Source organism: Wylensekiella montiformis (genome assembly GCF_009697385.1).
GTDB lineage: Bacteria > Bacillota > Negativicutes > Selenomonadales > Selenomonadaceae > Selenomonas_A > Selenomonas_A montiformis.
Map to the genome: position 1 here is coordinate 53,258 of NZ_VUNL01000002.1, position 11,919 is coordinate 65,176.

Annotated in this window: 11 protein-coding genes; 2 read left to right on the top strand and 9 right to left on the bottom strand. The window is 52.6% G+C overall.

What is annotated here, in order from left to right; all coding sequences use genetic code 11:
• Window positions 1–154: 154 nt before the first annotated feature.
• The 6 genes from tkt to FYJ78_RS01875 all read right to left on the bottom strand — a co-directional run bounded on the left by tkt (window position 155) and on the right by FYJ78_RS01875 (window position 8,140).
• A complete protein-coding gene (gene tkt, locus FYJ78_RS01850; RefSeq protein ID WP_154619698.1) occupies window positions 155–2,158 on the bottom strand; it encodes a transketolase in 2,004 nt (667 codons plus the stop codon).
• Window positions 2,159–2,325: 167 nt separating this feature from the next.
• On the bottom strand, window positions 2,326–2,688 hold the full coding sequence (aroH, locus tag FYJ78_RS01855; protein ID WP_154619699.1) for a chorismate mutase: 363 nt from the start codon (window positions 2,686–2,688) through the stop codon (window positions 2,326–2,328).
• A gap of 18 nt (window positions 2,689–2,706) precedes the next feature.
• Window positions 2,707–4,308 (bottom strand): ABC1 kinase family protein, encoded by a 1,602-nt coding sequence (locus tag FYJ78_RS01860; protein ID WP_154619700.1) that lies wholly within the window; start codon window positions 4,306–4,308, stop codon window positions 2,707–2,709.
• A gap of 33 nt (window positions 4,309–4,341) precedes the next feature.
• Complete coding sequence (locus FYJ78_RS01865) at window positions 4,342–5,961, bottom strand: ABC-F family ATP-binding cassette domain-containing protein (RefSeq protein WP_154619905.1); 1,620 nt, start codon at window positions 5,959–5,961, stop codon at window positions 4,342–4,344.
• Window positions 5,962–6,019: 58 nt separating this feature from the next.
• On the bottom strand, window positions 6,020–6,814 hold the full coding sequence (locus FYJ78_RS01870) for a glucosaminidase domain-containing protein (protein ID WP_408014408.1): 795 nt from the start codon (window positions 6,812–6,814) through the stop codon (window positions 6,020–6,022).
• Window positions 6,815–6,856: 42 nt separating this feature from the next.
• Window positions 6,857–8,140 carry a hypothetical protein gene (locus FYJ78_RS01875; protein ID WP_154619701.1) on the bottom strand — a complete coding sequence of 428 codons (1,284 nt, stop codon included), beginning with the start codon at window positions 8,138–8,140 and terminating at the stop codon, window positions 6,857–6,859.
• Between the two features lie 185 nt (window positions 8,141–8,325).
• Here FYJ78_RS01875 and FYJ78_RS01880 point away from each other — a divergent pair, with 185 nt between their 5' ends.
• Both FYJ78_RS01880 and FYJ78_RS01885 read left to right on the top strand, forming a co-directional pair.
• The gene (locus FYJ78_RS01880) at window positions 8,326–9,018 is read left to right on the top strand and encodes a TVP38/TMEM64 family protein (RefSeq protein ID WP_195847833.1); all 693 of its coding nucleotides are present in this window, start codon (window positions 8,326–8,328) and stop codon (window positions 9,016–9,018) included.
• 51 nt (window positions 9,019–9,069) lie between these two features.
• On the top strand, window positions 9,070–10,311 hold the full coding sequence (locus FYJ78_RS01885) for a purple acid phosphatase family protein (RefSeq protein WP_154619703.1): 1,242 nt from the start codon (window positions 9,070–9,072) through the stop codon (window positions 10,309–10,311).
• Between the two features lie 136 nt (window positions 10,312–10,447).
• On the opposite strand, the gene FYJ78_RS01890 is transcribed toward FYJ78_RS01885, so the two are convergent.
• Genes FYJ78_RS01890 through FYJ78_RS01900 form a run of 3 tightly spaced genes read right to left on the bottom strand, consistent with a single transcriptional unit; the run spans window position 10,448 to window position 11,902 of the window.
• The gene (locus tag FYJ78_RS01890) at window positions 10,448–10,774 is read right to left on the bottom strand and encodes a DUF2752 domain-containing protein (RefSeq protein WP_195847823.1); all 327 of its coding nucleotides are present in this window, start codon (window positions 10,772–10,774) and stop codon (window positions 10,448–10,450) included.
• Window positions 10,775–10,796: 22 nt separating this feature from the next.
• Entirely contained in the window at window positions 10,797–11,246 is a 450-nt protein-coding gene (locus FYJ78_RS01895; protein WP_328597610.1) for a DUF4234 domain-containing protein, read from the bottom strand.
• Entirely contained in the window at window positions 11,243–11,902 is a 660-nt protein-coding gene (locus FYJ78_RS01900; RefSeq protein WP_154619705.1) for a DUF4234 domain-containing protein, read from the bottom strand. Before FYJ78_RS01900 ends, FYJ78_RS01895 begins: the two co-directional genes overlap by 4 nt.
• Window positions 11,903–11,919 lie beyond the last annotated feature (17 nt).

Below are 11,919 nucleotides of genomic sequence, written 5' to 3' on the forward strand. Positions count from 1 at the left end.
TGTCAACACTTTATTTATCCAGTTTTACGTGTACACGCTGTCTAGCGTATCGTTTTGACAAAAAATATGAATAAAGACTAAAAAAAGCGGACAGAAACGATTCCTCATTTCTGTCCGCTCCGTCCGACGTAAGCCACCGTCACGCCGCTTTATCTTACCGGTTCGCAGCAATCACTTTTTTTGCCGTCTCCGTCACATGCTCCACCGTAAAGCCGAATTTCTTGAAGAGCAGCGGTCCCGGGGCAGAAGCGCCGAAGCCTTCCATGCAAACAACGGCTCCATCGAATCCAATATATTTTCCCCAGCCGAAACCGGAAAGAGCCTCTACCGCTACACGAGCGCGCACGCTGCGCGGAAGTACCTGCTCCTGATACGAAGCGTCCTGCTGAGCAAATAATTCCATGCACGGCATGGACACAACGCGTACATCCAGTCCCTCTTTCGCCAGAGCGGCCTGCGCCTCAATGGCCAAGGATACTTCCGAACCTGTCCCGATCAGAATCCCGTCCATGTTTGCAGCATCTTTGGCTTCCGATACCACATAGGCACCTTTCAGCGCCTCTTTGCTGGAGCCAGCCAGCTGCGGCAGGTTCTGACGCGTGAGGACCAGAGCCGTAGGTGTCTGATCTGCCGTTGCGGCCAAATACCATCCTGCCGCCGTTTCCGTGGCATCAGCCGGACGGAATACATTGAGATTCGGCATAGCTCTCAGCATAGCCAGCTGCTCAATCGGCTCATGCGTAGGACCATCTTCTCCCACGCCAATGCTGTCATGCGTCAGTACATAGGTGACCGGAAGCTTCATCAGCGCGGCCAGACGCATCATCGGTTTCATGTAATCACTGAACACAAAGAAGGTAGCGATATACGTGCGCAGCCCGCCATGAAGCGTGATTCCATTTGCCATTGCTGCCATGGCCAGCTCCCGGATGCCGAAATGCAGATTGCGGCCGACATAGTTTTCTTTGCTGAAATCGCTCTCGCCGTTCATATGCGTTTTATTCGACGGAGCCAGATCTGCGCTGCCGCCGATCAGCTGCGGCAGCTTGTCCTTCAGACGGTTGATCATCACGCCGGACAGGGAACGCGTAGCCTGTGCTTTATCCTCATAAGACCAGAATTCCTCATCGTTCAGCAGAGCATCCGCGTCAACCGGGGCATGGAATTTATCCCAGCGCGCTCTTTCCTCCGGGAACTTCTCGCTGTATTGCGCGAACAGCTCGTTCCACTCCTTCTCGGCCTCTGCGCCCCGCTTGGCCAGCTCATGATAATGGGCATAAACCTCTTCCGGAATGGAAAAAGCCTTATCCGGATCCGGCCAGCCAAGGTTTTCCTTCAATGCCTTGACATTTTCCTCACCCAGCGGTTCGCCATGAGCGCTGGCTTTGCCCTGTTTTGCGGGGCAGCCGTAACCAATCTGCGTTTTGACGGTGATAAAGGACGGCCTTTCCTTATCCGCCTTAGCCGCTTCAATCGCCTTGCCGATAGCGTCGAGATCATTGCCGTCTTCGACCGTGATGGTCTGGAAGCCAAACGCCGCCATACGGGCCTGTACGTTTTCCGTAAAGGCAATGTCCGTATTTCCTTCGATGGAAATCTTATTGGAATCATACAGAATGATCAGCTTGGAAAGCCCCAGCGTTCCGGCCAGAGAAAACGCCTCGGAAGAGATGCCTTCCATCATGCAGCCGTCGCCGCCTAACGCAAAGGTATAGTGATCGACGATATCGTATCCCGGACGATTGAATTCAGCAGCCAGATGCGCTTCGGCCATAGCCATGCCAACGGCCATCCCCATGCCGGCGCCGAGCGGTCCGGTCGTCGCCTCTACGCCAACCGTATGGCCGTATTCCGGATGTCCGGGGGTCAACGAGCCGTCCTGACGGAACTGCTTCATATCGTCCAGCGTCAGTCCATAGCCAAAGAAATGCAACAGAGAATAAAGGAGGGTCGAGCCGTGTCCGCCGGAAAGAATGAAGCGGTCGCGATTTGCCCATTTCGGATTTCCGGCATTGTGCTTCATATGCCGTGCCCAAAGCTCATAGGCCATTGCTGCACTGCCCAGCGGCAGACCGGGATGGCCCGACTTTGCCTTTTGGATGGCATCGGCAGCCAGTACGCGGATGGCATTCACACAGGTCGTATCAATGTTACTCAAATTACCTCTCTCCTTATCTTTCACGAATGAAACTCTACTCTATTATTCTACTAAATCATAATGGAAAAGTACAGTACAACTGTCCTTTTCCATTAATCTCTTTTATGTTTGTTTAGGAATGGGTTATTATCGCGTTTCTGTTTTCCCTCTGCCATGAAAAGGCTTTGTCAGAAGCTCCGAAGATCCGGGCGCAGCGCCTGAGCGCGTCCCATATACACATGCTGAATCTCCGACTGTTTCCGCGTCGTATCCACGAGCAGAAGGACACGGATGCAGTGATCCATGGAACCGTCAATCGCACACTGTCTGGCATCAAAAAGCGGCACGGCATCGAATCCCGGCAGACAGCGTGCGCCTGTAGAAGGAAAGGCCGCTGTCAGATCTTCTGTCGCGCTGAAAATCGCCGCCCCTATATCTTCCGTTTTCACACGATTGCGGCGAAGAATTTGAGCCACCAAAATTCTAGCGGCCTGCCAAATTTCTTCTTTATTGTTTTCTCCTACAGTAATCGCCCCGCGTATCCCTCTCATTGATAACTTCCTTTCTGTTCAGGTTCCTTTATGAATTTCCCAGATAATGCGTATACTCAAGATAAAGGCAATCAAATAGCCGAGAAATCCCAGCAAGGGAATTTCCATGATTTTGGGCGTCATCTGCGTAGTGCATATCGTGCTCGATCCCAAAAGCAATGCGGCCACCAGCAAGGCCAAAATCAGCTTATTGATCATCTGGTCCAGTTTCCGCAATGGTTCTTCCGATCCCGTCAGATCAAGATTCACCTTCGTCTGACCGCTCATCGTCATCTTCAGGATATCCGAGATCTGCTCGGGAAGCTGTGCCGATTTCCGCAGAAGCAGGAATCCTTCTCTCCGGGCCTTGGCCATCTCGTCCCGCCAATGAAAATTTTTCTTATAATTGACAGCCAGACTGCGGGCGAAGATCTCCACAAAGCTCACCTTCGGACAGCACAGGCGCATGACGCCCTCAACGGTCAGAACACCACGGGCAAACATCGACAGCCCCTGAGGGCAGCCGATATGATGAACCCGCATCAAGTTCATAATCTGACGCGTCAGTGTCCCCATTTGGAGCTCGCTGAAATCCATGCTGCTGTACTGGGACATCAGCGCATCGATATCCTGATATAATACCGTATGATTTATCTTTCCCTTGACTACACCGAGAGACAGCACCGCTGCCTTCATTTCAAAGGTATCATGATTGGCCAGTGCGTAGATCGCTTTGCGTATCGCCATCCGGTCACGCCCTGACAGCTTGCCGACCATCCCAAGATCCAGCCAGACAATCCGTCCGTTGCGAATCCAAATATTGCCGGGATGCGGATCCGCATGAAAAAAACCATCTTCAATAATCTGCTTGACATAATTCTCGCCCAGATGCCTGCCCAGCAGATTGATATCATAGCCGCGGCTGCTCAGCTTGTCAAAATCATCAATGCGTATTCCGTCGATAAACTCCATGACCAGAATATGCGGTGTGGAAAGCTGGCGATAAACCTGCGGGCAGGTAACGTAATCGACGTCGCGGTTCAAATGATTGAATTCATCAATATGATCGGCTTCCAGCAGGAAATCCATCTCCTGCTTGGCAATCGTCCACATTTCATCCAAAACCATATTAAAATCCACGACATCCTGAGAACGGCTCACAACTTTTAAAAGAGCCGCCGCCCGTTTCAGCAGAGCAATATCCTTGCTCATGATCTCATAAATGCCGGGCCGCTGCACTTTCACAACGACTTTTTCCCCGCTTGCCAAAACGGCCCGGTGTACCTGCGCGATACTTGCCGACCCCAGCGCTTCCTCATCGATATATTGAAAGACCTTATTCCAGCGGCGGTTGTACTCCTGCTCGATCACGGACAAAATAACCGGAAACGGCAGCGCCTTAGCAGAAGACTGCAGTTTCATCAGCTCATCGCAGTATTCCGGCGGCAAAAAATCCGGACGCATACTCATGACCTGCCCCAGCTTTACAAAAGTAGGTCCGAGATCTTCCAACACCATGCGCAGCTTCTCCGGCGTCATGCCGCGAACCACCTCGCGCCTGCGCAAAACAGCTACCATTTCCCGCAGCCTGGCCGTAGCTCCTGCTTCTTCTATTTTATTCTGAAAGAATTGTCCCAGCATAAACGCACGGCTCCTTCTGCAACAGGTTCACGTTTATTTTTTATACTTTTCCATCAGCTGCTGGCGCACCGTCTCATTGGCCAGAAAATCGTCGTATGTCGTCACGCGATCCACTACGCCATCCGGAGTGATATCAATAATGCGATTTGCTATCGTCTGAACAAATTCATGGTCATGCGAAACAAAAAGAGCCGTTCCCTTAAAGGCAATCAGGCCGTTGTTCAACGCCGTAATCGATTCCAGATCCAAATGATTCGTTGGCTCATCGAGCAACAGAACATTTGCACCGGAAAGCATCATGCGTGAAAGCATGCAGCGGACCCGCTCGCCGCCGGAAAGGACAGACGCCTTTTTCAGGCTCTCCTCTCCGGAAAACAGCATCCGGCCCAAGAATCCGCGAACAAAAGTTTCATCAGGGTCCTTGGAATATTGGCGCAGCCAATCAACCAGAGTCAAATCCACATCATCAAAATACGAAGAGTTATCGGAAGGAAGATATGCCTGCGTCGTCGTAACACCCCATTTAAAGGTTCCCTCATCCGGCTCCTCTTCTCCCATGAGAATCCGGAACAACATCGTTTTGCCGATACTGTTCGGGCCGACGAAAGCAACCTTGTCTCCCTTTTTCAACGTAAAGCTGACATTTTTAAGCACCTGCTCGCCATCCACGGTCTTGGAAATTCCATCCACCTGCAGCAGCTGATCGCCGGCTTCGCGGTCCGGCGTAAAAGCAATATAAGGATAGCGGCGGGAAGACGGCTTGATGTCCTCCACACGAATTTTATCCAGCAGCTTTTTGCGGCTCGTCGCCTGTTTTGATTTGGCTGCGTTGGCGGCAAAACGGGCGATAAAGTTCTGCAGCTCCTTGATCTTTTCTTCTGCTTTTTTATTCTGCTCCTTTTGAAGCTGGAGCGCCAGCTGGCTGGACTGATACCAGAAATCATAATTACCGGCATAGAGCCTGATTTCGCCAAAGTCCACATCACAGATATACGTGCAAACCTGATTTAGGAAATGCCGGTCATGGGATACAACAATGACGGTATTCGGAAAATCCGCCAGAAAGTCTTCCAGCCAGTTGATGGACTCGACATCCAAATGATTCGTCGGCTCGTCGAGCAGAAGAATATCCGGGTTTCCGAATAAAGCCTGCGCCAGCAAAACACGAACTTTTTCCTTCGCCGTAAGATCTGCCATTTTCATCGTATGTTCCGCTTCTGGTATGCCAAGACCATTGAGCAGCCGCGCTGCCTCTGACTCCGCGTCCCATCCGTTCAGTTCCGCGAATTCCGCTTCAAGCTCCGATGCTTTCATGCCATCTTCTTCACTGAAATCCGGCTTGGCATAGAGCGCATCCTTTTCATCCATGATCTCCACCAGGCGCTTATGCCCCATGATGACGGTACGAAGCACTTCATAGTCGTCATAGGCGTAATGATCCTGACGAAGGACGGCCAGACGTTCTCCCGGCGTAATTTCTATCGTTCCGCCGGTCGGTTCGATCTCACCGGACAGCAGCTTGAGAAACGTGGATTTTCCGGCACCATTGGCGCCAATAATCCCATAGCAGTTTCCCGGAGTAAATTTGAGGTTTACATCCTTATAAAGGACGCGCTTGCCAAATTGCAGCGACACATTATTCGTCGTAATCATAACATCCATATTCCCTTCTGTTTATGCAAATTATGCAGAAAAACGCGGCAACGGTTCTTTACTTTGTCAGCATCGCCCGAAAAATGCTTAAAATACTCTGCCCGTAAGTATATCCGGGAACGGCCCAACGCCCGTTGAGATCCCCCCAACGCCCCAGCGTACGCGTTCCGTAAGACGACCGGACCAGTCTGTAGCGCGGATCGACAACCGGCATATTCGGCTGACGCGTCGAAGCGTAGGCCAGAAGATGCTGAATCTGAGCGCGAACACCGAGACGCGCCGAGCCAAAGTAAGCTCCTTTTACCTGACTGCTCGTCGTTCCCAGCCCGCAATAATTATTCTGGTCCGGCGTCACCGTCCCTCCGTAGCGAAAAAAGCCCGTTTCCTTCAAGGCCTGTGCAAAAGCAACATCCGGACGGATCCCTTCCCGGGCTCCTTCTTCGTAATAGTACGATACCAGTTCCTGCGGAGATACCGTGATGTTCGGCGCCGGATTGACACTGAGCAGAAAATCCACGCATTGCTGCTGGCTGGCCAAAGGCGTACCGATAATCGAATCGTCTTCGGCTGAAACCGTCTTCGGCACAGCTGCTGCGGATGATGCCGCCGCAGCAGCATCCGCAGCCGGATGCAAAACATCCTGCACGCGGGAACGCAGCTCCTTCGACTCAGTCTGCCGCTCCAGCGAACGGCTTCCGCCCTCCCTGACCGGCCTTCCCGTTGAAACGCGAGTCTCCGACTGCACGCTGTCCAGATGTCTGGCCGCTTCACTGACAGACATCATGGAAAGTAAAACGATCCCGGTCATCATACCGGAAAAAATCAACCGCCAATCATCATGATGGAATCTCACGAAATGAACACCCCTTGAAAACAAGCATCGAAATACATCCATTTAAACAGACACATAAAGAAAATAAACAGCAAACAAGAAAGAGAGAGCCATGGTCCCCCGCGGAACATCCCGCAGCCGGCCGGCACAAATCTTCATAACGCACCACAAGATCATTCCGATCCCCAGACCGGCAGATATACTCCATGACAACGGCATCAGGACCAGCACGGCAACGGAAGCGCTGACATCCGGCCATTCCGCGAATGCAGAAAGGGCCGCCCGATTCATCGTACGAATCATCATCAGTCCTCCGCCTACGAGTACAGGAACAACCATAGCCGGGAACTCTGCCATCGCAGCCAGCAGCGGCTCGCAAAACAAAGCCAGCATTAAAAAAAATGCTGTGGAAAATGCCGCAGTCCGGCACTGCTCCCGCTCTGTCAGCAGCAACGCCGTCGGCGGAGCCACAGCAACAGGCAGACTTCCGAGCAATGCCCCGGGGATTCCCAGCCCGAAAATCCAGGGAAGAACGCGCCGGCCTTCTCTCTCTTCCGGCTGTATTGCCTGCAGCCAGCTCCAGTTTACGCAGCTGAGAACCATAAGCAAGGTCACCCCGGCCGACAGCATCTCCACGGCCTCGCGGGGCGTTTCTGCCGTCAGACAGAGCTGAAATGCGGTATGATCCAAGCCTTCCGGCAACAGAAACGGCGCCGCTGGAACGGCCCAAAAGCCTTCTGCCAGAGAAACAGCCGCCGTAAGCACCATTCCGTACATTATGGCACTGCTCCGTCCCACCGCCATCAGCGCCAGCGTAACGAAAATACCCGCCGCGCTGAACCAGGCCAGCGGATCCTGAAAATTTCCCAGCATGGTCAGTGACCACGGGGACCGGACCAAAATGCGTCCCATATACAGGCCGAGCAGAATCAGCATCAGGCCCAGGGCCCCCGGCATGACCTGACGGATCGGCTGCGGGATCCATGAGGTCATACACCGTCCTGCCGCTCCCTGAAACAGAATCACCCCTGCTAAAGAAGCCGCCGCCCCAATACCCAGAAGCTGCTGCCAGCTGAGTCCCTGCGAAATGGCAGACAAAAAAACCAGCGAGGAAGAACAAGATACCGGAATCGACAGCAGAAACGGCAGGCGAAGCCACCCCATGAGAAAGGTCCCTGCCAACGCGATAAATCCCGCTGAAAAGAACGCTCCCGGAAAGCTCATCCCCGTCTGCGCGAGCAGTTTGGGAACCACCACCAGCCCCACGGCCGTTACTGCAGCAGCCATCATCCCCGTCCGAACGCCATGCCACATTCTTTCCGTCGGCTTCGTTACTGACTTTTTCATAAATCGGCTCACCTTCCCCACAGTATAACAGTTTTATTTTACCACAAGGGCTATGAAAATGACAGATCTCCCACTTATTTTCATCTTTCCCGGGAAAATTAATGATATAATGAAAAAGGTACACGATACCCGTATTATGAATCGATCAGGAGGTTTTCTTTTTGAAACTGCATCCATCCATGGGAATGGTCAAAGTCCTTGCCGCACTGGCCATTGTCCTTCTCTTTGTGGTAATACATTGGATAAACCCCATGCTCCTGCCGCACATTGCCGGACTGCTTTCCCGGGGAGATATACGGGAAACAGCGGATTACATTGCCTCGTTCGGGCCATGGGCCGTCTTGTTCAGCTTTCTTCTCACGCTTTTTGTCAACGCGCTGGGCTTCCCGCCGGCCATCATTTTCTCCACGGCCAATACCTTGATCTTCGGCATCGCGGCAGGAATTTTTCTCGCAGTCACTGCTGAAACCGTCGGCGTGGCAATCAGCTTTCTGCTGCTTCGCTTTTTCTTCCGCGATGCCGCCGAAGCCATCATCAGAAAAAGCAAGACGCTGTCCAGTATCGATAAGTACAGCGGCCGGCGCGGTTTTGTCGTCATGCTGATCGCCCGCATGGTCCCCTATTTCCCTTCTATCCTGCTCAATGCGCTCGGCGCGCTGTCCGCTATGAAATTCAGAGATTATCTTATCGCTTCCTTTGTCGGCAAGTTTCCCTCCACCGGCATTGAGGCCATCATCGGGCACGATACCATTACCCATCAGGAAGATCCGACGCGCCTTATCACCGTCTGCGTGATCGCCGTTTTCCTGATGCTCGGCGCCTGGATTTACGAACGGCGCGCGGCCAATCATGCGCCGGATAAATCCGCTCCGCACTGAACAGTCCCCTGAACAGACGCCGCAATCCGAAACAAGGAGCGATAGATTACTATGACAAGAAGAACCTTTATCCAGCTCTGTACCAGCGTCCTGCTGGCTCTCGGCCTTGGACGCTATATCCCCGCATCCGCCGCGGGCCGCACCATCCGGTTTCCGCGCCAGATCATCACGCAGGATTCTGCGACAAGCCGGACCGTCATGTGGCAGGCAGACGGCCCGGTAAAGGATGCGGTATTCCGGCTTACATCGCCCAACGGAATGAAACAGATCCATCCCGAAAGCAACACGCTGGTTCAGGACAATGACACCACGACATGTTATACCGTACGGCTTACCGGACTGAAATCAGGCACGCATTATGAAGGAACAATCCAAATGGGCGGAGAAGAAATCCCGCTGCCCATAAATACCGCTTCCAGCCGCACGCAAACCTTTCAGGCCCTGTTGGTTTGCGATTCTCAATGCGGTGAAACATACGAAACATTCCGGCAGCTGCTGACCCGGGCCTTTGCCCGCCACCCTGAAGCGGCTTTTCTGGCTGATATCGGCGACCTTACGGACAACGGCCAGTCATCCTGGCACTGGAACAGCTTCCTATCTGTTCTCACAGACAGTCCGGCAAGAGCGATCCCCTTTGTTCCCGTCATGGGCAATCATGAATGCTACGGTCTGGACTGGCAGTTTGCTCTGCCGCGCCGCTATCTCGCAACATTTTCCCTGCCGGATAACGGCAGCCGGGCATTTTCCGGCTATTATTATTCCTTTGATTATGGGCCCGCGCATTTCATCGTTCTCAACACACAGATCGCCGAGCTGGACAAGCTGAAGCCCGGTCTTTTGCAGGAAGAACTGCTTTGGCTCCGTCAGGACGCCGCCGTCAGCAAAAAGTCATGGAAAATCGTCCTGATGCACAAGGATATTCTTGCTTATGATGAATATCAGCCCGGGACCGGCCACACCGGCGGAATCAGTGATGTCGGTCATGCCTTTATGCAGACATTCGAACAGCTCGGCATCGATCTTGTATTGACCGGCCATATGCACACCTATCGGAACCGGGGGCATATTCGAGCGGGGAAACCGGCCGAAGACGGCCCGCTCTACATTATGAGCGGGCCGTCCGGCAACGAACAATATACCGTACCCGCTGACCCTCTCTATGACCGAAAGGCAATCGCTCAGCCTACCCGAGAAAATTACCTCCTTCTGGAAGTCACGCCGCATACGCTGCAGATTTCCGACTATACAGTGGACGGCACAGAAATCGATCGTTCCACGCTGACCAAAGAATGAAACCTCTCCCCGCCTCACCAAAACGCCCCGCACAGACGGACAAACTATGAATCTCATGCTTATCCGCCCGTGCGGGGCATCCTCGCCATATTCACATTCTATTGCAGAAAAAATCCTTCCGGACCGTCCGCATTCCTCATCCGGCCAAATTGCGCCAGACACCAAAAAGAAGAAAAACCGCCAGCAATATCTGCGGCAGATAAAAATCAGAATCCGTTATTTCCCCCGTACGAATCCAATGAGCATCCTCCCGAATCTGAAGAACAAGCAGCAGCGGTGCCGTCAGAAGAATTGCCGGATTCGCAGCCATGGCTCCGGACAGGTCGCCATGAGCCAGTGCCAACGCCATATGTGTGACGCCGCATCCGGGGCAAAGATATCCTGTCAGCAGACGGAACGGGCATGGCAGGCTCATTCCCGTCGACAAACAGAATCCAAGATAGACCAAACCTGCCAAAAGCAAAACGGCCCATCTCCTCATCACGTTATTCCTGCGTGTTCTCTGTCTGGTCATCCGATCCGGATTCTTCATGCCTGTTCTGTTCCAAACGCTTTTCGCCGCTCCTTTGCTGACCGTCATCATAAGCACAGATATCATTCAGTGCATCCTGTATCAGCGCCTCGCTGACGATAGCCAAACCGAATAATGCGAAAATCACATAAATAATAGGCAGATTCCCATCTACCGTCATATTTCTGCTTCCCTTTGCCTCGATGATCGTCTGTCCCATCTTATACGCCCAGTAAAAAAAATAAATGCCGCAGGTAATCAGGCAATACAGAAACGCCAGCCCACCGGAAGCCGTACTCTTCCGGCCAGCCGCTGTATGGACTTCGTTCGTCATTTTAATAAACCAGTAAATACCATAAATGCCGCAGGTGATAAACGAAAAAATAATAGATTTGGGAATACTTCGCACTTGAATACCGTTCACTGTACTTCTCCTCCTGCTTTCTGCTCACAATGAGTCCGACCGGGGTCCAGCGCCATATGCCGAATCATATCGTTGAGGGATATCTGCAAAAACGCCGTCGTGAAAATCGATGTTCTGAGTACCCCCATGAGCACATACAGCACCTGTGGACTGCCATCCCTGCGATGATAATTGAACCAAAGAATCACAATCGTCAGCAGAAACTGAAACACCGCAGTAAAAACGACAGCCAGAAACACCCCCGTGAGCATGTCGAGCACATCCCCATTGGAATAAGTGATATCACCGACAATCGACGGGGACGAACCAGCTTCATGCCCGATCTGAGCCAGAACACGCAAAAACTCGCTGAGAATCGGTGCCAGCGTCATAATCACTGCAGTTACCGTGTAGGTCATCCTCGACACAGCATCTGCAGTCAACCCCTGATCTCGGCGATAATCGGCCAATTCTCCTCCGATCTGGTAAAGCCAGTAATAAAAATACACGGTACAAGTCAGCAAGGTATAAAGTGCCGCTCTTCCGCCGGATGTGGTTCGCGGTTTTCCGGTAAGGCGATGAACATCGTTCGTAACCACAGCCATCCAATAAAGCCCATAAAGCCCGCATGTCACCAAAGTCAGCACGATACGCAGCACAACGTTCCGTTCTTTCACATCTCCACCTCCCTTCT